The following is a 21330-nucleotide window of genomic DNA, read 5'->3' as shown; positions in this document are numbered from 1 at the left end:
GGTTAGGCTCATTAGTGGATTGGTGATCACTCAAACGAGAAAATGTGCGGGCTAAAACTGAAGTGGCGGAAGATCACAGGAGTCGAACCTGCCCGGGACCGCTGGCGGCCCCAACCGGATTTGAAATCCGGCCGCCTCACCGGAGACGACGATCTTCCTTTGAAGATGCCGCAGGAGTATAGCGGCAATCCACAGCAAAATCTTGATCTCACCTGTGCTTGAACGCACGTTCCTGCCGAGACTTTGGCGCATGCGGTTTAGCAGGATGCTTAAATACCGACTAGAACTCTGTCATCTGAGATTATTAACTCATCAGGAGCGCAGCATGGTGATCGGCATCGATTTGGGCACTTCCGGCGTGAAAGTGGCGCTGCTGGATGCGCACGGCAAGGTGATAGCAGTGGAGAGTGCGCCGCTGGAGGTTTCACGCCCTCAGCCGCTATGGAGCGAGCAGGATCCTGAAAGCTGGTGGCAGGCGACGGATCGCGCTATGCAGGCGCTGGCGCGGCAGCACGATCTCAGCGGCGTAGAGGCGATGGGCCTAAGCGGCCAGATGCACGGTGCCACCTTGCTGGATCGCGATAATCAGGTGCTGCGTCCGGCGATTTTATGGAATGACGGACGCAGCGGCGAGCAGTGCCGCGAGCTTGAGCAGCGCGTGCCGGATGCGCGGCACATCACCGGCAATCTGATGATGCCCGGCTTTACCGCGCCCAAGCTGTTGTGGGTGAAACAGCATGAGCCGCAGCTGTTTGCGCAAATCGCGAAAGTCCTGCTGCCGAAAGATTATCTGCGCTGGCGCATGAGCGGCGATTTCGCCAGTGATATGTCGGATGCGGCCGGAACGATGTGGCTGGACGTGGCGCAGCGCGACTGGAGTGATGTGATGCTTAACGCCTGCGATTTGCAGCGCAGCCAGATGCCACAGCTGTTTGAGGGCAATCAAATGACCGGCACTTTGTTGCCGGACGTTGCCGCACGTTGGGGGATGAAAACGGTGCCGCTGGTGGCAGGCGGTGGCGATAACGCGGCGGGCGCGGTGGGCGTCGGCATGGTTGAGCCGGGACAAGGCATGTTGTCGCTCGGTACCTCGGGCGTCTATTTCCTGGTGAGCGATGGTTATCTCAGCAATCCGCAGCGGGCGGTACACAGCTTCTGTCATGCCCTGCCGCAGCGCTGGCATTTAATGTCGGTGATTTTGAGCGCGGCTTCCTGTCTGGATTGGGCGGCGGCATTGACTGGCTGCGAGGATGTGCCGCAGTTGCTGAGTGAAGCGGAAAAAGCGCGCAACGATGTGCCGCCGGTATGGTTCCTGCCGTATCTCTCCGGGGAGCGCACGCCACACAACAATCCGCAGGCGCAGGGTGCGTTTTTTGGTTTAACGCATCAGCATGGCCGAGCTGAACTGGCGCGCGCGGTGCTGGAAGGTGTCGGATTTGCGCTGGCCGAAGGTATGGATGCGGTGCATGAGTGCGGCGTGCAGCCGAAAACGGTGATGCTGATTGGCGGCGGCGCGCGGAGTGCCTACTGGCGTCAAATGCTGGCGGATATTAGCGGGCTGACGCTGGATTATTGTCACGGCGGTGAAGTTGGCCCGGCGCTGGGTGCGGCGCGATTAGCGCAGCTGGCGATTGATGCAGATAGTCGTTGGCCCGCGCTGGAATTGGCGCAGCGGCATCAGCCGGATGCGGCACGACATCAGACGTATCAGCCGCAGCGTGACAAGTTTGCGCGCTTGTATCAGCAGCTAAAGCCGTTGATGTCTTGATGATGGCTGGATTTGGCAGGATGTGAGGTTTTTTGTCAGGTATGATATGCGAGTCATGTCAGATAGTTTGGCCTGATTTGGTCGCCATTCATGGCGACCCTACTGTAGGGGTGGCATTCATGCCGCCCTGGCCGAACGACGCACCCATCCCACGGAGCCCACCATGCCACAACACGTCTTCTTCCTTGTCCTTCCCGGCGTGATGGCGCTGGATCTCACCGGCCCGGCGGAAACTCTGCAGCTGGCTGATGGCCACTTCGCGCTGCACTACATCGGTCCTCAGCCCAGCGCGCTGTGCTCCACCGGCATGACCATCGCCGATATCGCGCCGTTGCCCGCGCAGCTGCCCGACAACAGCCTGCTGGTGGTGCCTGGCGTCTACGATTCGCGCGTCTGTTTTGACACCGAACCGGCAGCATTAGCGCGTGACTGGCTGCGCCAGCAGCAGGCGGCGATTGATGCCCAGCGCATCACGCTGGTGTGCATCTGTTCCGGAGCACTGCTCTGCGCGCAGGCGGGATTGCTGGATGGCGTGCAGTGCACCACGCACCACGACGTGTTAGCGCGCCTGAAAGCGGCGGCGCCGGCAGCTTTAGTGAAAGATAACCGCGTGTTTGTCGAAGATAGCGGCATCTGGACCAGTGCAGGCATTACCGCCGGCATCGACTTGGCGCTGCATTTAATCAATCGGCTGTGCGGGGCGCCGCAGGCACTGAAAGTGGCGCGTGAAATGGTGGTGTGGTTCCGCCGTTCTGGTGACGATCCCCAGCTGTCGCCGTGGCTGCGCTATCGCAACCATATGCATCCGGCAATTCACCGCGCGCAGGATGTGATGATTGCCCATCCCGAATATGATTGGTCGCTTAGCGCGTTAGCCGAGCGGGCACACGTTAGCGAACGTCATCTTACGCGGCTGTTTCGCCAGCATCTGGGCATTAGCGTGCGCGAATATCATGAACAGCTGCGTTTAGTGATTGCTCGTCAGCGTCAGCAGCAGGGCGAAGCGGCGGAAAAAGCGGCGCTGGCGGCCGGATTCTCCTCGGCGCGCCAGCTGCGTCGCGCGCATCAACGCTGGGACGATCAGCTCACCAGATGACGTTTATCCACGCGTTTTAACCCCATCGCCAGCAGCAGACTGCCTATTAATGTAACGCCGATCACCCACGGCAAATCGAGCCATGGCCGCGACATGTCGTCGTAGTGATGGGTGCGCAGAAAGTGGATAAACAGCGCGTGAAAGCCATAAATTGGCAGCGAATAGCGCGAAATGGTGGCGAGTCCCGGCAGCGCGCGCTGATTCAGCGTGTTTTTGAACAGTATTAACAGGCTAATGGCGGCAATAAACACCAGCGGGCCGCAGTAGAGATACCAGGTATCGTTGAACGCGCCGTTGATTTTCAGCATCTGTTTGGTGCCAAGCGCAATGCCAATCACGCAGGCGATGAAGCCCAATCCTGCCAGCCAGCTCACGCTACGTTTATCCGTTTCCATGCAGCCAATCGCGCGTCCGAGCAGCGCATACAGCAGGTAGTAAATGCTGTCGCCGCTGACATAAAGATTCACCGGCAGCCAGTGGAACGGCCCCAGCGACTGACTCACGGTATTCGGATTAGCCAGCACCGCCAGCACAATCACCAACATTGCCACATAGCGCGGCGCCACGCTTTTCACCTGAATCAGCGGTGACAACAGATAGATGCCGATGATGGCGAAGAAGAACCACAGGTGATAGAACACCGGTTTTTGCAGCAGCTTAAGCAGCGATCGCCCTTCGCTAATCGGCGTTAGCCAGGTGATATACGCCAGCGCCACCGCACTGTAAAACAGCAGGCACAGCACGATGCGCAGCAGATGTCGCCCCTGCGCGCTACGTTCACCGAAAAACAGATAGCCCGAGATCATAAAGAACAGCGGAACGCAGACGCGTGACGCCGAGTTGAGCAGATTCGCCACATCCCAGGTTGTGCCGGTTACCGCCATCGGTCCGGTGATGTACCAGGTGGTGGTGTGGATGACGATCACCATCAGGCAGGCAACCGCGCGTAAGTTGTCGATCCAGTAGATTTTTTGCTGCATGGCGTCCTCTTGCATTCACTGCGAAGAAGGGTAGCCAGTGAGCCGCGCGCCAACAACCTTTTGCGATGTAATTCAGATCGCTCTGATGTTTGGTACAGAATTCAATTACCGCACATGCCGTAGTGGCGCGATTTATCGCGCAATAAATTGCGCCGCTACGATGTGTGCATCGGTGTTATGCGGTAACAGACTTTAATCGCGCACGAGGAACTTCTCGATCACCGCTTCATCGGGTTCAACGCCAAGGCCAGGCTCGCTTGGCAGCCACGCGTAGCCATCGGCGATGCGCACCGGGTTTTTCGCCAGCGAGCGGCTGATTTCGCCCGGTTCAACGCAGTACTCCATCACCAGCGCATTCTCAATCGCACAGAGGAAATGCAGTGAGGCGGCGGTATTGATGTCGGTGGTGAAATTGTGATTACACACTTTGCGGCCTCGGCTGTGCGCGTAGCTGGCGATCTCCATCGCCTGGGTGAAACCGGTGCGCGTCAGATCGATCTGCACGATATCGATGCCGCCTTCATCAATCAGGCGCTGGAAACCGACGACGGAACACTCTTGCTCACCGGCGGCGATATGCTGCTGGCAGGCGGTGGAAACCTGGCCGTAACCGGCGTAGTTATCCGGATGCAGCGGCTCCTCGATCCAAAACAGATTGAGATGCTCGTAGCGCTGGCTGCGACGGATAGTGGTTTTGGCATCCCACACGTGACCGACATCCAGCATCAGATCCACGTTATCGCCCATCGCATTACGCAGCGCGTCGAGATAGCGCAGGTCCAGTGCTTCGTCGGTGCCGAACGGCTCCCAGCCAAACTTCACGCCGCTATGGCCGGTATCAATGGCGTGCTGGGCGCGGGCCACGGTCTCTTCCACGCTGAACTGGAACATGTTGGAGGAGTAAACGCGCATCTTGTCGCGCAGCGCGCCGCCCAGCAGTTCGACGATCGGCTTACCGAGCGCTTTACCTTTGATGTCCCACAACGCGATGTCGATGCCGGCCATCGCCTGCAACACCGCGCCGCTGCGTCCGTAGTAGATGGTGGCGCGGTGCATTTTCTTCCACAAACGGCCAGTTTCCAGTGGGTTTTCGCCAATCAGCAGCGATTTCAGGCCAGTTACCATGGTGTGCGAATAGGGCGCTTCGATGATGGCTTTGGTGACATACGGGCTGCCATCCACTTCGCCCCAGCCGGTGATGCCGGCGTCGGTGGTAATTTTGATCAGCAGCGCATCCTGAGAACTGTCGGTACGCTGCTCAATCACCGGCAGGCGCAGGTAAAACGCCTCAACGTTAATGATTTTCATGGTGTTTTCCCTGGTGTAAAGGCACTTCAAAATTAGCCGAGAGCGGAACGGTGCTGTCGGCGCTGTGTTATCAGGGTTTCGTAATCCACGTCCAGCGCCTGAATGCGGATGTGGTTCTCAACCTCGTCGGTCATTTTGGCGATGTCGCCATCGGCAAAGACATTGATCAGTCGTTGGTGCTCCTCAATGATGTCGCTCATCGATTTGCCCATGGTGGAGAGACCGAAAATCACCGTCAGCTGACGGGCAATTGACTCCCACAAGTTGCTCAGCACCGGGTTGTGCGCAAAGCTGCACAGCGTGCGGTGGAAATCGGTATCGGCCGAGGCAAAACCGTAAACGTCATCGTTTTGCATCATCGCCTGCATCTGCGCCACGCCCTGATAAAGCTGGTTAAGCTGCTCGGCGCTGTTGCGTCCAGCCTCAATGGCGCGGCGACAGGCCAGCGTCTCCAGCGGGATGCGCACATCAATAATCTGCTCCAGCCGCTGATGCGAAATCTCCATCAGGCGGATGCCTTTGTACGGCTCGCTGGTGACGATGCCCTGGCTCTCGAGAATGCGCAGCGCTTCACGAATCGGCACGCGGCTCATGCCCAGCTTGGCCACCAGTTCCGGTTCGGCGATGCGGTCGCCGGGCAAAATCAGGCCGCGCGAGGCGGCGCTGAGAATCGCATCCACGGCGTGATCGACCAGCGTGCGCGGACGCGCCGCACTCCAGCTGTTATCGGTTGCCGCTTCCTGCGCCAGCGGGGCGCTATTTTTACGACTAGCGGTAGACGGTTTTCCTGCCATGTTATTTTCCTGTTTCAACCTGTCGGGTCACGAACTGACCGAAGCCAGGCTCAACCTGCATCTGGTCATCCTCGAATACCGTGACGCCACGAATCATGGTGCGCACCACTTTACCCTGACAGCGCATCCCTTCAAATGCGCTCCACTTGCCGAGTCCCTGGAAGTTCGCCCCTTTTACCGTCCAGCTCTGGCTGGCGTCGTAGAACACCAAATCAGCGTCAAACCCGGGTGCGATCGCCCCTTTCTTACCCCACAGCTGGAAGGCTTTGGCCGGTCCGCTGGCGGTCATACGCGCGAACTCGCTGAGCGCTACGCCGCGATCGCCATGTGCCGCGCTGAAGAACATCGGGCTGAGCGTTTCCACGCCGGTCAAGCCCATACCCGCCTCCCAGATGCTGGCTTCACCGGCCTGTTTTTGCGCGGGTGTATACGGGCAATGGTCGGAGGCGATCATGTCGACGTCGCCGCGCAGCAGCACCTGCCACAGCGCATCCACCACCGGACGCGGGCGGATCGGCGGGCCGCAGCGCGCATTGGGGCCGATGCGCACCAAATCATCTTCGTCGAGCAGTAAATAGTGCGGACAGGTTTCGAAGCTGGCGCGTACGCGGCCTTTGGCGGCAACGATGGTTTCTGCGGCGCGCGCCGAGCTGACGTGCACGATATGGCAGCGCGCGCCGGTCTCTTCGGCGATGGCCAAGACGCGGCCCACCGCTTCAATCTCCGCAATTTCCGGACCGGCCTGCGCATGGGCGCGCGTATCTTTGCGTCCGGCGCGGCGCAGTTCGTTGCCGGCCCCGATGAGAATCTCGTGGTTCTCGGCGTGCACGCCAATCAGCCCGTCGAAGGTTGCCAGCTCGCGCATAGCGCGCAGCAGGCCATCGTCGTCGAGACGCGGCAAACCTTTCTCGTCGGTGGCTTCACCGCCGGGTGCGCCGCTGCACAGGAAAGCTTTGAACGCCAGCGCACCGGCCTGATCCAGCGCCGCCAGTTCGTGCACGTTGCGGCCATCAAGGCCGGCCCACATGGCGTAATCCACCGAACAGTTGTCGGCCAGCCAGCTTTTTTTGGCGCTGAAGTTAGCCAAAGATGTCGCGGGCGGCAGCGAGTGCGGCATCTCAACAATGGTGGTGACGCCGTGCGCCGCCGCGCCGCGCGTGCCTTCGCGCAGCTCCTGCTCGGGAAAGTCGTGCGAACCGGTGAAGTGGGTATGCACATCGATGGCGCCAGGCACGATGATCAGGCCACGTGCATCGATCACCGCGTCAACGCCGTCCGTCATCGCACCAGGCGTTAATAACCCGCTGATTTTGCCGTCTTCGATTAACAGATCGGCGAGTGCGGTAACGTGTTCGCTCACCACCAATCCGTTAATAATTAACTGTTTCATTGCTCTGCTCCTGCCTGCGTCACCAGCGCCGCATAGGGCACCGGTTGTGAAGGATCGAGCCAACCGATAGCGCCCAATAGCTGGCTGAAATGTTCAAACTCAGCGCGTGGAATCACGCTGTCTGGTGCAAATACATTGGCGTGTTGATAGGCGGCGAGGCCGCGTTCCAGCGCATCACGCGGATAATCGGCATAAAACGGCTGCACTTTTTCTGCCAGTTCGGCGGCATCATGCGTAGCCATCCACGCCAGCGCCTGGGTTATCGCCCGGGAAAAGGCGGCGAAGGCGGGTGCTTTCTCGCGCAACACATCGGCGCGCGCAATGTAAGCACTCCACGGCACGTGACCACATAAGCTGGCGAGGCTGCTGATGCTGCAGAGCTGTCCGGCGACGATGGCGGGCGCCAGCATGTGCATGGCGTGCAGCGCATAATCGACCTCTCCGCGCGCCACCGCTGCGAAATCGCGCGCTTGATCGCCGCTGCCCGCGATCAACTCAACATCATCCTGCAAACCGTGGCGCGCCAGTAACCAGCGGAAGGTCAGCGTGGCGGTGCCGACATTGCCGACATCCAGCACGCGCTTGCCGCGCAGGTCGCTGAGCTGAAAATCCGGCTGCGGCTGTGCGGCGGCGAGAAACCACGGATTGGCGGCCACCGAGGCGCAGAAACACTGCAGCTCCGCGCCGTGCTGCTGGAAATGCTTCATCACCACCATCGGACCGCCGAGCGTCAGATCGGCATCGCGGCTTAATACTGCCGGCACTTGTCCGCCCTGCACGGTGTGTCCGCCCGATTCGCTGGTAGTGAAATGCACCTGCAGCTGCTGTGCGGCGAACAGGCCGAGGCTGTGCGCCAGATAGTGGGCGCAGTAATAGATGCGTGATTCGCTGGCATCGCCCTGATTGAAAATTAACGTCTGCATCAGCTGCGTACCTCGGTGAGAAAACTGCCGTTAAGTGCCGCCATGTCGCTGACGCCGCACCAGTGGCTGATGGCGGTAATCTCATTGATCCAACCGGAGAGCAGCTCGAATACTGCGCTCTCGCCACCGGCGACTAAGGCACTGATGATCGGTCGCACGCTGAGAGACAGCGACGCGCCGAGACAGCGCGCTACCACCGCATCGCTGCCGCAGCGTACGCCGCCATCCAGCAACAGCGGCAGCCGCGTCACCGCCTGCAAATCGGGCAACTGATCGACCGGCGTGGCCCAGCGCGCGCTCTGGCGCAGACCGATATTCGAAGCAATCAGGCCGCTGACGCCGTGTTGTGCCGCCTGCGCAGCGTCGTCATGATGCAGAACGCCTTTCAGCCACAGCGGCAAGTGATGATTGGCGCAGTGCGCCGCCACCTCGTCAATCTCCTGCCAGCGCCACACCGGAAATGCTGGCAGCGGCTCAACACCCGGCTGCGTGCCGCCGATGGTGTGCCAGCCGCGCTGTTTTAAAGCGTCGCCAATCGAGAAGCCGCCGGGCTGTAATCCGGCCACCGGATGCACCGGTGCCAGCACCGTAAGCACGATGTTTTGAAATCCGGCCTGCGCCGCTTGATCGATTAACGCTTTGATGCGGCCGACATCGCCTGCTGCACGCAGTTGCAGCCAGCAGCGATGGTACTCCGCGCCAATCTGCTCCAGCGGCGTGACGGTCTCCTCGGAGATCACCAGCGGCAGCTGCAGGCGTTTGCAGGCGCGGGCAATCGGCAGCACACCCTCTTGGTGGAAAATGCGGTCACCGGCAAAGGCGCCGACGCCAATCGGTGCGGCCCAGCGTTGTTCATGCAGCGAAATCTGCGTGTCGATGCTGTCATTGCCTTGCAGCACGCGCGGCAGCAGACGATAGCGGCGCAAAGCCTGCTGATTGGCATCCGCTTCGTTACCGCGCGCATCGGCAGGCTGGCCTTGCATATAGCGGAACAACGCATCGCCGAGGCGCTCGCGCGCGGTCAGTTCAAACGGCAGTTCAGGCGTTGGCATGCTGCACCTCCGCGGCATTTTCATGTTCAAGGAAGGTGGCGAAAGCCGGCGTTTGCGGATTTTGCAGAATTTCTGGTGGGCCTTCTTCAATCAGCGCGCCGTTTTGCAGAAACACCACGCGATCGGCAACGCCCGCCGCAAAGGCGATGTCATGGGTGCTGATGATCATGGTGATGCCGGTTTGCGCCAGGCTGCGCATGGTTTGGTTCACTTCGCGCACCAGTTCAGGATCGAGCGCCGAGGTCGGTTCATCAAACAGCAGAATTTGCGGCTCTGCCGCCAGCGCACGCGCAATGCCAACGCGCTGTTTCTGTCCGCCGGAGAGCTCATGCGGCAGCGAGGCGGCAAAATCACCGAGTCCTACCATCTTCAGCGCGCGCATCGCTTTGGCTCGGGCGATTTCCGGCTGTGCACCTTGCACGCGCAGCAGAATGCTCATCACATTTTCCAGCGCGGTGAGGTGATCGAATAACGCGAAGTGCTGAAATACGATGCCGATGCCTGATTTAGCACGGTTCACCGGCAGATGTCGCTGCGCTAGCGCGCGACCTTTTTCGTCGCTGCCCATGAAATGGCCTTCGGTTTGAATGGTGCCGCTGCTGCGTGGCGTCAGCGCCAGAATGGATTTCAGCAGCGTACTTTTGCCCGAACCGGAGCGACCGAGCAGCACCACCACTTCGCCACGGCGCACGGTCAACGACAGCGATTTCAGCACCGCTTTGCCGGCATACTCGACGCACAGCTGATCCACTTCCAGCACCGGCGCGGCGGTTTGGGTATCCCAGCGCCGTTTCGGTAGTTGCATCGGCATCACGTCTGCTTCCGGCGGCAGTTTCGCCAGGCGTGCGCGTGCCCGACGTGCACGTTCATCCAGGTTGTAGAACTTCTCCAGCCACCATTGGCCGCCCGCCAGCAAGGTGGAAAGAATCAGGTAGATGCCGCCTGACGCGACCAGCACCGGAATAAACAGGAAGTTTTGCGACACAATTGCCTGGCCGCGCATCGTCAACTCATTGACGCCCACCACCGACGCCAGCGAAGTGGATTTCAGCAGCCCAACGGTTTCATTACCCATGGTGGGCAGAATGGCGCGCAACGCTTGCGGAATCACCACGTGGATCATCTCTTTGCTGCGCGAATAACCGAACGCCTGCGCCGCCATGCTCTGATCGCGATCGGTCGCCATAATGCCACCGCGAATAATTTCAGCGCAGAAGGCGGTTTCGTTGATCATCAGGGCGACCAGCGCGCTGGTGAACGGGCTTAAACGCAGGCCGAATTCCGGCAGCACGTTGTACAGCAGAATCAGCTGCAGCAACACCGGCGTGCCGCGCAGCGTATAGATGTAGATTTTCACCGGCACGCGGATAAACCAGTGTTTTGAGCTGCTGGCTAACGCCAGGAAAAAGCCAATCAAAATGCCGCCCGCCAGCGCACCAACCAACAGCTGCACGGCAATTACGGCACCTTCCCAGAGGTAGGGGAAAGTCAGGTACTTAAGAAAATCTTCCAAGGCGTTATCCTCCTCAACGCCTCGTTTGAGGGGTTTACCCAAACGAGGCAGCTGAGTTTATGCATTAACCACGCGCAACCACTGGGCGTTCGGCAGCGCTGCCCTGGCCCCAGTAATCCAGCAGTTTTTTCTGTGCGCCGCTCTCCTGAATCACCTTCATCGCGTCCAGCACGGCAGCGCGCAGCGTGGCGTTATCTTTGGCAATCGGGAAGCCGACCATGATTGGCAGGTCCACGGTGAAGCCGCTCTGCAGCGTTTTGTCCGCTTTAGCGATGGCGATGGCTGAACCGGCTTCGGTTAGATACACATCGGCGCGACCGCTTTTCACCGCCTGAATGCTGTTGTCGGTGTTCTGCACCATCAGCATGCTCACTTCCGGTTTACCGGCGGCGCTGCATTTGGCGCTCTGCTCTGGCACCAGCTTGTTGGCTTCGTAGGAACCCGCAGCAGCGGCGACGGTTTTGCCGCACAGGTCATCAACACTGTTGATTTTCTTCGGGTTGCCCTGGGCCAGAATCGAACCGTCCTGCACCTGCATGGAAGCCACGAAAGCGATCTGTTTCATGCGCTCTTCAGTGACGTACAGCATCGGGCCGATGTCGGCGCGTCCACTGGCGATCGAGGTGAGCAGCACGTTGAAGGAGCCGCTTTGATAACTGTGTTTGGCACCGAGGCAGCTGCTGATGCGCTCGAACAGGGAGGGATCGAGACCTTCAATGATGCTGGGATCTTTTTCCGAGGGCGCTTCAAAGCCTTTGGTGTAGCCGCCGAGGCCGACCACCAGATCTTTGCCTTTCAGCGCGGGATACTTGGTTTGCAGCGCTTTACACTGCGCCATGGCGGCGAAGTCGCTGGCGGTGGGCGTGATGGGATCGGTGCTGGCGGCGTGAGCGCTGGAGATGCCCGCCAGTAAGCTGCCGGTGAGACCAGAGATTAACAAAGCAGTGCGTGCAAATTTCATAAGAAGGTTCCCCTGATGCTGGTAAATGAAAAAGCGATGACCTTGTGATTTATGAACGTCTTTGGTGTGTGTGGGTGCTGCTTGTCCCTCACCCCAGCCCTCTCCCGCAAGCGGGAGAGGGGGCCGATAGTGCGGGCTGGAAATCTGTTTATCCCCTCTCCCATTTATGGGAGAGGGTTAGGGTGAGGGGAAAAGCGCACCCTTAATAACCTCTTGCCGCATCAACCTGGTTGCGCAGCGGTTGTCCGTGGCGGTAACGCGCCAGATTATCGAGAAACACCTCAAGACAACCGGCGAGGTAAGCGCTGTGATCGTCGAGACTGCAGTGCGGCGTCATCACCACGCCGGGCGTGTGCCACAGCGGGTCGTCGGCCGGTAACGGCTCTTGCGGATACACATCCAGCACCGCGCCCGCCAGTTCACCTGCCTGCAGTTTTTCGCGCAGCGCGGAGTAATCGAACACATCGGCGCGACCGACAATCACGATACCGGCGCGTGTGGGCAGCCGGTCCAGACGCTGACGATCGAACAGGTTGTGCGTTTGTGGCGTCAGCGGCAGGGTGGAAACCACTACATCAACCTGCGGCAGCACTTCATCTACGGCATCAATGCGGATGCAGCGCGCCACGTTGGCATCGCACTGGCCGCTGCGCGTCACGCCAATCACGCGGTAACCTTGCGCGCTCAGCAGATTCGCTGCGGCCGCACCAATCCCGCCCACGCCCAGCAGCAGCACGGTTTTTCCGCGTGCGCAGCCGCCAAACGTCGGACGCCACAGACGCTGCGCCTGATCCTGCAGAAAACCGGGAATGCCGAAGTTAAACATCAGCGCCGCCATCAAAATGAACTCGGCCCCTTTATTGCCGTGCACGCCGGAGGCGTTAGTGAGCGTTACGCCTTGCGGCCAGTGCGCCAGCCACTGCTCAACGCCAGCGGACATCACCTGCACCCAGCCGAGGCGTGGCGTGCTGAACTCATCGAGCGCCAGCTTGCGGCCGCTCCACAGAATGTCGCAGCGGGCAAGGAAGCTGGCGGTCTGCGCCGCATCGCTGTTTTCGCTCAACGTGAAGTGATTACGCAGTTGCGCATGCGCATTCAGCTGCTGTTGCAACTGCTCGAGCGAAAGATGGAGCGCGTGCGGGGCGCTGGCGTCGTTCTCGATATGGATATGCATCAGCGCATCGCCGTCACTTCCATCTCGACCAGCAGGTCAGGATGGTTGAGCTGAATACCCACGGTGGCGCGTGCCGGGAAGGGGAACTGAAAGAATTCACTGTAAGCAGCATTCATCTCGCTGAAGGTGCTGAGGTCAGTGAGGTAGATCGTTACGCGTACCACGTTGTCGATGGTCATTTGCGCTTCGCTCAGCAGGTCGCCGACGTTTTTCAGCACCTGGCGCGTCTGACTGGCGATGTCATGGCCAACAATCTCGCCGCTGTAGGGATCTATCGCCACCTGGCCGGAAATAAACAGCATCGGTTCATGCAGCACGGCGGCGGAGAGCGGCGCGGGCCCCATTGGGCGGTCGCTGGCGTTCATTCCGGGGTAACTAAGCACAATCTTCATGGTGAAATCTCAGGTAAAACTGTTTCACCGCAATTTCGTATACGATTATACAAGTGTCAATGTGCGATTTTTAACCATTGGGTCAAAAAGGTGATGTGCGTCACGTAATAAGATTTGCTGATATATCGATCAAAGCATTGAATTTAATGATTTTATTGAATTTATGATGGCGAGAGTTGAGGGGGTGAATGAATCGTATACGATTTTCTTATTGCTCTGTTTTAACCTGTCGTTAACGCCTCATCGCTGGCCAGGATTTCCGGCTGCACAATCCGCGGTCAAAGGGTATACTGGCGCACTCTTTTTTTAACCGATCCGTATCGCGTGCGAATTCAACATGCAAAAGTTTGATACCAAGACCTTTCAGGGCCTGATCCTGACCTTGCAGGATTACTGGGCGCGTCAAGGCTGCACCATTGTCCAACCGTTGGACATGGAAGTGGGCGCCGGCACCTCTCACCCGATGACTTGCCTGCGCGCCTTAGGCCCAGAGCCGATGGCGACCGCCTATGTGCAGCCATCTCGTCGTCCGACTGACGGACGTTACGGTGAAAACCCGAACCGTTTGCAGCACTATTACCAGTTCCAGGTGGTGATTAAGCCCAACCCGGACAATCTTCAGGAGCTGTACCTTGGGTCGCTGAAAGAGCTGGGTATGGATCCCACCATCCACGACATTCGCTTTGTCGAAGACAACTGGGAAAACCCTACGCTTGGCGCATGGGGACTCGGTTGGGAAGTGTGGCTAAACGGCATGGAAGTGACGCAGTTCACTTACTTCCAGCAGGTGGGCGGCCTTGAGTGTAAGCCGGTGACCGGCGAGATCACTTACGGCTTAGAGCGCCTGGCGATGTACATCCAGGGCGTAGACAGCGTTTACGATCTGGTGTGGAGCGACGGTCCGTTTGGTAAAACCACCTATGGCGAAGTGTTCCATCAGAACGAAGTGGAACAGTCGACCTACAACTTCGAATACGCTGACGTCGACTTCCTTTTCACCTGCTTCGAGCAGTATGAGAAAGAAGCACAGCAGCTGCTGGCGCTGGAAAAACCGCTGCCGCTGCCGGCTTATGAGCGCATTTTGAAAGCGGCGCACAGCTTTAACCTGCTGGACGCACGCAAGGCGATTTCGGTTACCGAACGCCAGCGCTATATCCTGCGTATCCGCACCCTGACGAAAGCCGTGGCGGAAGCCTATTATGCGTCCCGTGAGGCGCTTGGCTTCCCGTTGTGCAATAAAAACAAGTAAGAGGCAGCCATGACCGATAAAACTTTCCTGGTGGAAATTGGCACCGAAGAGTTGCCTCCGAAAGCGCTGCGCAGCCTGGCAGAAGCCTTTGCTGCGCACTTCACCGCTGAACTCGATAGCGCCGGTTTGACGCATGGCGAAGTCAGCTGGTTTGCTGCTCCGCGCCGTCTGGCGCTGAAAGTGGCTACCCTGGCAGCTGCGCAGCCGGATCGCGAAGTTGAAAAACGTGGCCCGGCGATTGCCGCTGCGTTTGATGCCGACGGCAATGCGACTAAAGCGGCCGAAGGCTGGGCGCGTGGCAACGGCATCACCGTTGCTCAGGCTGAACGTCTGAGCACCGATAAAGGCGAATGGCTGGTGCATCGTGCCGCGATCACCGGCGAAAGCGCGCAGGCGCTTCTGCCCGCGATGGTCGCGACTGCGCTGAGCAAGCTGCCGATTCCTAAGCTGATGCGCTGGGGCGCAAGCGACGTGCAGTTTGTGCGTCCGGTGCACACCGTTACGCTGCTGCTGGGTGACGAGCTGATTCCCGCGAAGATTCTCGGTATTGAATCCGATCGCGTGATTCGCGGTCATCGCTTTATGGGCGAGCCAGAGTTCACCATCGACAACGCCGATCAGTATCCGCAGCTGTTGCTGGAGCGCGGCAAAGTGGTGGCGGATTACGCCGCGCGTAAAGCCAAAATCAAAGCGGATGCGGAAGCAGCGGCACAGAAGATTGGCGGCATCGCCGATCTGAGCGAAAGCCTGCTGGAAGAAGTGACCTCGCTGGTGGAATTCCCGGTGGTGCTGACGGCGAAATTCGAAGAGAAGTTCCTCGCGGTGCCAGCTGAAGCGCTGGTTTACACCATGAAAGGTGACCAGAAGTACTTCCCGGTGTACGACGCGGCGGGCAAGCTGCTGCCGAATTTCATCTTCGTCACCAACATCGAATCCAAAGATCCTCAGCAGATCATCTCCGGTAACGAGAAGGTCGTGCGCCCGCGTCTGGCGGATGCGGAGTTCTTCTTTAACTCTGACCGCAAAAAGCGTCTGGAAGATAATCTGCCGCGTCTGGAAACCGTACTGTTCCAGAAAGAGCTGGGTACGCTGCGTGACAAAACGGATCGTATTCAGGCACTGGCCGGCTGGATTGCGGCGCAGATTGGCGCCGATGTGAATCACGCGACCCGCGCTGGCTTGCTGTCGAAATGTGACCTGATGACCAACATGGTCTTCGAGTTCACCGACACGCAGGGCGTGATGGGCATGCACTACGCGCGCCACGATGGCGAAGCGGAAGATGTGGCCGTTGCGCTGAACGAGCAGTATCAGCCGCGCTTTGCCGGTGACGATCTGCCGTCTAACCCTGTGGCCTGTGCCGTGGCGATTGCCGACAAGATGGACACCCTCGCGGGCATCTTCGGTATCGGTCAGCATCCGAAAGGCGATAAAGACCCGTTCGCACTGCGTCGCGCGGCGCTGGGCGTGCTGCGCATCATCGTTGAGAAAAACCTGTCGCTCGATCTGCAAACGCTGACCGAAGAAGCGGTGCGTCTGTACGGTAGCAAGCTGAGCAACGCTAAAGTGGTCGATGAAGTGATCGACTTTATGCTGGGCCGTTTCCGTACCTGGTATCAGGAAGAGGGCCACAGCGTTGACACCATTCAGGCGGTGTTGGCGCGTCGTCCAACTCGTCCGGCAGACTTTGATGCGCGCATGAAGGCGGTTTCGCACTTCCGTACGCTCGAAGCCGCAGCCACACTGGCCGCTGCTAACAAACGCGTGTCGAATATCCTGGCGAAATCGACCGAAACCCTGAATGACAGCGTGCAGGCTTCCCTGCTGAAAGAGAACGAAGAGATCCAACTGGCGACCTTCGTGACCGCGCTGGGCGATAAGCTGCAGCCGTATTTTGCAGAAGGTCGTTATCAGGATGCGCTGGTGGAACTGGCGCAACTGCGTGAAGCGGTGGACAACTTCTTCGATAAAGTGATGGTTAACGCTGACGATCAGGCGGTGCGTATTAACCGTCTGACGCTGCTGGCACAGCTGCGTCAGCTGTTCCTGCAGGTAGCGGACATTTCGCTGCTGCAGTAATTGGCCCGGTCGCCATGAATGGCGACCCTACGTTGTAGGCGGGCCGGATAAATCAAAAGGGACGATAAATCGTCCCTTTTTTTATTCAGAACCATATAGGAATCGATATCTGTGATAATGCATCCTGTGAATGATGGAGGACGCGCATAATAAATACGTTTTCAGACTCTACAAGATAATAAATTACATGCTCACGATGTGGCATGGAGAATATTGCGTTGCCCAAATCTACGCGTTTACGACCTAACTCATTTTCTTCCAGATGATAAAACCGTTGATATAGCTTCCTTGCATAATCTTCGGCTTTGTTGATGCCAAAATTCCAATATCCGTAAAACCAAATCGACTTTAAATCTGCATCAGCTTCCTGCATTACCTGTATCGTTCTCTTCATCGATGCCTACCCTGGCTCTCATTTTTTTAAGAAAAGTTTCTCCATCCCAATCTTCTGCCACCCCGCTATCCAATCCTTGTTGAATCAGTTTTTTCAAATTCTCCAGTTTCGATTCCGCCTGCTTCTCTCGTAGCAAGCGCAGCGAGTCGCGCACCACTTCGCTTTGCGTACGGTAGTCGCCGGACTCAACCAGAGATTCAACAAACTCGCGCAGTTCATCGCCTAAATCGATCGTCATGGTACGTGCCATCATCGTTATCCAATGTAAGAGTATTTCTTACATTCTGGCACTTTTTTGCACAACTGGGAATGCGCGTTGCAGCGCAGTTACAGCGAGAACTGCGAGGCAACGCGAGAGATTTTAAGCAGAAGAGGCGGGGAACAGGCGCGCGTCGCGCAGCAGATGATCGTTGCCACGACGCCGGGTGAAGCCGCTGCGGTCAAAGAATTCAAGAATTTGTACCGCCACTTTACGCCCGGTACCGAGCTGGTTGCGGAAATCGGCGGCGCTGGTGCTGCCACCTTGCGTGGCACGCTGACGAATCAGATCGGCAAAGATCTGGATCTGGTCGCTGCGATAGTAGCGATCGCGCACGATCGCCGTAATGTGCCCGAGGCGGGCTGCGGTCAACAGCAGCGAGCGGATTACCTGTTCATCCTGCTGTAACGTCAGCGCGATATCGCGCACCCACAACGGCTGGTCGCTAAACAGCGGGCCAACCTGCTGCCACACTATTTCTTCCTGCGGATTAAAGCGCGGTTCGAAATCGGGCAGATGCAGCCAACCCTGGCGCTGTTGCAGGTCTCCTTGTGTCAGCAGCTGATCAATCAGCGCTAGCACCCATTCAGCAGGCTGGTGCGGCAGTGCCACGCGGCGCAGGCGATCGTGCCCGATGCCCGGCACTTCCGGATGCTGCTGATGAAAATGCGCCAGCGACGCCAGCAGCGTCTGCTGCCACGCTGCAGCCTGTTCGACACTCATGAGCGCGTTGCCGAGCTGCACTGGTGCAATCTTTGCGATTAATGCGTTCAGCGCGGGAGTGGTGAGCTGGCGTGCCCAGCCCAGCTCAGCCGATTCGGTCGGTTGATACGCCAGATGCGCGCGCAAGCTGGTGCCATCATCTTCCGTTGCGGCCAGTTGTTGCAGCCAGGCAAGGTAATCCGCCTGACGTTTGCCGCGCTTTTTGCTGTTAAGCAGCACCACGCGCGCGCCGCCCAGGGTTTGCTGCGCGTTGCTGTCGCGGATAATCAACCGATCGTTCTCCGCCAGCCACAGCGGCTCATTCAGCACCACTTCCGCTATGTCATCGGCCAGCAGCGTGACGCGTCCGGTGACATGGCTGGCGGCGTGATGGAGATGAATCGGCTGCGAGGTGTTTTTCAATGGCTGTAGCAAGCGCAGCGCCACGGTTAATCGCGTGGAGCCTGGCGGTGGTTGTTGCGCCAGCAGCCAGTCACCGCGCGCAATCTGCGCTTTCTCGACGTCACCGACGATATTCAACGCGATGCGTTCACCGGCCTGCGCCCGCGTCACCGATTGGTTCTGCGCATGCAGCGCGCGCACGCGCAGCGGCAGATTCAGGCTGCTAAGCCACAGCGTGTCACCGACGTTGACTTCCCCCGACAGCGCGGTGCCGGTCACCACTAAACCGGTGCCTTTTAATGTGAAGGCGCGATCGATAGCGAGGCGAAAACGGTAGCGGTCGTCGAACACAGGTTCAGCCAGCGTGCTGAGATGCTGGCGCAACGCGTCGATGCCCTGTTGCGTGTGGCTGCTGGTGACAAACTGCGGCACCGCGAGCCAGCCAAGCTGTTGCGTGAGCTGCGCCACCTGCCGCTGCACTTCGGCGATGCGCGCCTGATCCACGCGATCCGCTTTGGTCAGCGCCACGCTCAGCGGCGGCTGTCCGGCCAGGCTGAGCAGTTGCAGGTGTTCACGGGTTTGCGGCATCACGCCATCGTCGCAGGCCACCACTAATAGCGCGTGATGAATGCCGCCGATGCCCGCCAGCATATTGGCGAGGAATTTTTCATGGCCCGGCACATCAATAAAGCCGAGCACGCGCCCATCCGGCTGCGGCCAATAGGCGTAGCCGAGATCGATGGTCATACCACGCCGTTTCTCTTCTGGCAGACGATCGGCATCAACGCCGGTTAACGCCTGCAAGAGCGCGGTTTTGCCATGATCGACATGTCCAGCGGTGGCAATAATCATGGTACTAAGGCCTGAATCAGGGCGGCTTCATCATCGAGGCAACGCAAATCGAGCCACAGTTTGCCTTCCTGAATACGACCAATCACCGGGCGTGGCAGGCTGCGCCAGCGTTGTGACAAATTAGTGAGTTGGCTGCCGCGTCCCTCGCGTGGCGTAAAGGTGATGGCGAAACTGGAGAGGCGCTCAACCGGCAGCGATCCGCTACCAATTTGTGATGAACAGGGCGCTATCGCCAGTGAAAACTGCTGGTTATAAGCATGTTCCAGTGCTGGCATCAGGCGCTCGGCCTGCTGCAGAATATCGTGCGCAGAACGCGTCAGCAGACGCAGCGTGGGTAACGCTTCACGCAAGGTTTCCGGCTGGCGATAGAGCTGTAATGTGGCTTCCAGCGCAGCGAGCGTCATTTTGTCGACGCGCAGCGCACGTTTCAGCGGATGCGACTGCAGCTGGTCAATCAGCGCCTGTTTGCCGACGATAATCCCGGCCTGTGGACCACCCAGCAGCTTATCGCCGGAAAAACTCACCAAACTTACACCGGCAGCAATCAGTTGCTGCGGCATTGGCTCTGCTGGCAGGCCAAATTCGGTCATATCTATCAGCGAACCGCTGCCAAGATCGGTGATCACCGGCAATTGATACGCATCTCCCAGTTCAGCCAACTCCGCTTCTGTTACCGCATGAGTAAAGCCCTGAATTAGATAGTTGCTAGTATGCACCTTCATCAACAGGCCACTATTTTCGCCGATCGCGGCGCGATAATCCTTCAGATGGGTGCGATTGGTGGTGCCCACTTCGACTAATTTGCAGCCTGCCTGGCGCATCACGTCAGGAATACGGAAGGCGCCACCAATCTCAACGAGTTCGCCGCGCGAGACAATCACTTCACGGCCCGGCGCTAAGGCCGCCAGCATCAATAAAACCGCCGCCGCGTTGTTATTGACGATGCATGCCGCTTCCGCGCCGGTTAACTCGCACAGTAACGCGCTGACTGCACGATCGCGATGGCCGCGAGCGGCGTCATCCAGCGCATATTCCAGCGTCACCGGCTGGCGCAAGCAGTTAACCACCGCGTCGATGGCGCGATCGCTGAGTTGCGCCCGGCCGAGATTGGTGTGCAGCACGGTGCCAGTGAGATTGAACACCGGACGCAGCGCACTTTGCTGCTGGTGCTGAGAGCGCCGCAATGCTTCGTCCGGCCAGCTGGCGTGCCAGGCGGGTAACGTTTGCTGCTGCTGAATGTGATCACGCGCTTCCTGCTGCATTGCACGCAGTTGACGGGTGGCAAAGGCAGTACCGAGATCGGCAACCAGCGGCTGCAGTGCGGGATCGCGCAGCAGGCTATCAATAGCAGGTAATTGACTATAAAGGTTTTTCATCAAGTGACTTAGCGAGTGGGCGGAACGGTGCGGGCAAAACTCTCCCGTTCAAACAGGGTTTGCGCCAGCTTCACCAGCGCCGGGCGATTCACGCACCAGTTTGGCAGCACGCGGCGGAAGTTGAGGTAGCCAATCATGCAGCCGGTGGCGATATCCGCCAGATTTAACGTACCGCTATTCAGCAGTTCGCCCTGTGCGGCGGCGGTTTCCAGCGCATCAAGGCCGCGCTGGATTTTGTCACGATTGCGTAGCAGCACCTCTTCCGATTGCTGATCGCCAGGACGCATTTGCTCGCGCACGATCATCACCGCTGCGTCATTGATGCCGTCGGCCAATTTTTCCAGCTGACGGATTTGTAAGGCGCGCAAGGCATCAGTGGGCAGTAACGCTGGCGCATCGCCACGCAGTTCAATCACCTGCGCAATGATGGAGGAGTCGAACCAGGTGAGCTGATTGTCATCAATCAACGCCGGGACTTTACCCAGCGGATTGTATTGCGGCACGTGACTGTCATCGGTCCACGGTGACTGGTTGATGAATTCGAAGACCAGGCCTTTTTCCAGCAAAATCACTGAAATTTTGCGCACAAAAGGGCTGGTGTAGCTGCCAATCAGTTTCATCGTTCGCCTCCGTGTTGAATGAATTCATGAAGAAGGTCGCCATGAA

19 protein-coding genes and 1 tRNA gene are annotated in these 21330 nt (G+C 58.6%); 4 read left to right on the top strand and 16 right to left on the bottom strand.

Annotation, left to right across the window (positions count from 1 at the left end; all coding sequences use genetic code 11):
* Nucleotides 1-63: 63 nt before the first annotated feature.
* Nucleotides 64-158 (bottom strand) — tRNA-Sec (locus PMI17_RS23075).
* A 167-nt stretch (nucleotides 159-325) separates the two neighbouring features.
* Here PMI17_RS23075 and xylB point away from each other — a divergent pair.
* On the top strand, nucleotides 326-1768 hold the full coding sequence (gene xylB / locus PMI17_RS23070; RefSeq protein ID WP_007893456.1) for a xylulokinase: 1443 nt from the start codon (nucleotides 326-328) through the stop codon (nucleotides 1766-1768).
* Nucleotides 1769-1931: 163 nt separating this feature from the next.
* The gene (locus PMI17_RS23065; protein WP_007893454.1) at nucleotides 1932-2864 is read left to right on the top strand and encodes a GlxA family transcriptional regulator; all 933 of its coding nucleotides are present in this window, start codon (nucleotides 1932-1934) and stop codon (nucleotides 2862-2864) included.
* Here the strand turns inward: PMI17_RS23065 and PMI17_RS23060 are convergent.
* From PMI17_RS23060 to PMI17_RS23015, 10 genes are all read right to left on the bottom strand, one after another.
* Entirely contained in the window at nucleotides 2849-3844 is a 996-nt protein-coding gene (locus PMI17_RS23060; RefSeq protein ID WP_007893451.1) for an acyltransferase, read from the bottom strand. The two genes, PMI17_RS23065 and PMI17_RS23060, sit on opposite strands and share 16 nt — an antisense overlap.
* Before the next feature lie 192 nt (nucleotides 3845-4036).
* On the bottom strand, nucleotides 4037-5152 hold the full coding sequence (locus PMI17_RS23055; RefSeq protein ID WP_007893449.1) for a mandelate racemase/muconate lactonizing enzyme family protein: 1116 nt from the start codon (nucleotides 5150-5152) through the stop codon (nucleotides 4037-4039).
* Nucleotides 5153-5184: 32 nt separating this feature from the next.
* The gene (locus tag PMI17_RS23050; protein ID WP_007893447.1) at nucleotides 5185-5946 is read right to left on the bottom strand and encodes a GntR family transcriptional regulator; all 762 of its coding nucleotides are present in this window, start codon (nucleotides 5944-5946) and stop codon (nucleotides 5185-5187) included.
* Between the two features lies 1 nt (nucleotide 5947).
* Nucleotides 5948-7336 (bottom strand): dihydroorotase family protein, encoded by a 1389-nt coding sequence (locus PMI17_RS23045; protein WP_007893445.1) that lies wholly within the window; start codon nucleotides 7334-7336, stop codon nucleotides 5948-5950.
* Nucleotides 7333-8259 carry an ABC transporter substrate-binding protein gene (locus PMI17_RS23040; protein ID WP_007893444.1) on the bottom strand — a complete coding sequence of 309 codons (927 nt, stop codon included), beginning with the start codon at nucleotides 8257-8259 and terminating at the stop codon, nucleotides 7333-7335. The genes PMI17_RS23045 and PMI17_RS23040 overlap by 4 nt, the downstream gene beginning before the upstream one ends.
* Complete coding sequence (locus PMI17_RS23035; RefSeq protein WP_007893442.1) at nucleotides 8259-9311, bottom strand: alpha-hydroxy acid oxidase; 1053 nt, start codon at nucleotides 9309-9311, stop codon at nucleotides 8259-8261. Before PMI17_RS23035 ends, PMI17_RS23040 begins: the two co-directional genes overlap by 1 nt.
* The gene (locus PMI17_RS23030; protein WP_007893440.1) at nucleotides 9298-10824 is read right to left on the bottom strand and encodes an amino acid ABC transporter permease/ATP-binding protein; all 1527 of its coding nucleotides are present in this window, start codon (nucleotides 10822-10824) and stop codon (nucleotides 9298-9300) included. Before PMI17_RS23030 ends, PMI17_RS23035 begins: the two co-directional genes overlap by 14 nt.
* A gap of 64 nt (nucleotides 10825-10888) precedes the next feature.
* Nucleotides 10889-11785, bottom strand: a complete 897-nt coding sequence (locus PMI17_RS23025; RefSeq protein WP_007893438.1) for a transporter substrate-binding domain-containing protein — start codon at nucleotides 11783-11785, stop codon at nucleotides 10889-10891.
* A gap of 202 nt (nucleotides 11786-11987) precedes the next feature.
* Nucleotides 11988-12959: a D-2-hydroxyacid dehydrogenase gene (locus tag PMI17_RS23020; RefSeq protein WP_007893436.1), complete on the bottom strand. Its 972-nt coding sequence runs from the start codon at nucleotides 12957-12959 to the stop codon at nucleotides 11988-11990.
* Complete coding sequence (locus PMI17_RS23015; RefSeq protein ID WP_007893433.1) at nucleotides 12959-13351, bottom strand: RidA family protein; 393 nt, start codon at nucleotides 13349-13351, stop codon at nucleotides 12959-12961. The genes PMI17_RS23020 and PMI17_RS23015 overlap by 1 nt, the downstream gene beginning before the upstream one ends.
* 337 nt (nucleotides 13352-13688) lie before the next feature.
* Here PMI17_RS23015 and glyQ point away from each other — a divergent pair, with 337 nt between their 5' ends.
* Together glyQ and glyS are read left to right on the top strand one after the other, a co-directional pair.
* Nucleotides 13689-14600, top strand: coding sequence for a glycine--tRNA ligase subunit alpha (gene glyQ, locus PMI17_RS23010; protein WP_007893431.1), 912 nt, complete (start codon nucleotides 13689-13691; stop codon nucleotides 14598-14600).
* Between the two features lie 9 nt (nucleotides 14601-14609).
* Nucleotides 14610-16679 carry a glycine--tRNA ligase subunit beta gene (gene glyS / locus PMI17_RS23005; protein WP_007893428.1) on the top strand — a complete coding sequence of 690 codons (2070 nt, stop codon included), beginning with the start codon at nucleotides 14610-14612 and terminating at the stop codon, nucleotides 16677-16679.
* A gap of 85 nt (nucleotides 16680-16764) precedes the next feature.
* Here the strand turns inward: glyS and PMI17_RS23000 are convergent, their stop codons facing one another.
* The 5 genes from PMI17_RS23000 to PMI17_RS22980 all read right to left on the bottom strand — a co-directional run bounded on the left by PMI17_RS23000 (nucleotide 16765) and on the right by PMI17_RS22980 (nucleotide 21284).
* Nucleotides 16765-17052: a type II toxin-antitoxin system RelE/ParE family toxin gene (locus PMI17_RS23000; RefSeq protein WP_235440742.1), complete on the bottom strand. Its 288-nt coding sequence runs from the start codon at nucleotides 17050-17052 to the stop codon at nucleotides 16765-16767.
* Entirely contained in the window at nucleotides 17039-17323 is a 285-nt protein-coding gene (locus tag PMI17_RS22995) for a type II toxin-antitoxin system ParD family antitoxin (protein WP_007893423.1), read from the bottom strand. The genes PMI17_RS23000 and PMI17_RS22995 overlap by 14 nt, the downstream gene beginning before the upstream one ends.
* A gap of 111 nt (nucleotides 17324-17434) precedes the next feature.
* Nucleotides 17435-19288: a selenocysteine-specific translation elongation factor gene (gene selB / locus PMI17_RS22990; RefSeq protein ID WP_007893422.1), complete on the bottom strand. Its 1854-nt coding sequence runs from the start codon at nucleotides 19286-19288 to the stop codon at nucleotides 17435-17437.
* Nucleotides 19285-20664 carry an L-seryl-tRNA(Sec) selenium transferase gene (selA, locus tag PMI17_RS22985; protein WP_007893421.1) on the bottom strand — a complete coding sequence of 460 codons (1380 nt, stop codon included), beginning with the start codon at nucleotides 20662-20664 and terminating at the stop codon, nucleotides 19285-19287. The genes selB and selA overlap by 4 nt, the downstream gene beginning before the upstream one ends.
* Nucleotides 20665-20672: 8 nt before the next feature.
* Nucleotides 20673-21284: a glutathione S-transferase gene (locus PMI17_RS22980; RefSeq protein WP_007893420.1), complete on the bottom strand. Its 612-nt coding sequence runs from the start codon at nucleotides 21282-21284 to the stop codon at nucleotides 20673-20675.
* Nucleotides 21285-21330: the final 46 nt, after the last annotated feature.

The sequence above is a fragment of the Pantoea sp. GM01 genome (genome assembly GCF_000282675.1).
Taxonomy (GTDB): domain Bacteria; phylum Pseudomonadota; class Gammaproteobacteria; order Enterobacterales; family Enterobacteriaceae; genus Pantoea; species Pantoea nemavictus.
The sequence above is the reverse complement of the archived record's forward strand: the minus strand, read 5'-3'. Positions and strand labels throughout refer to the sequence as shown.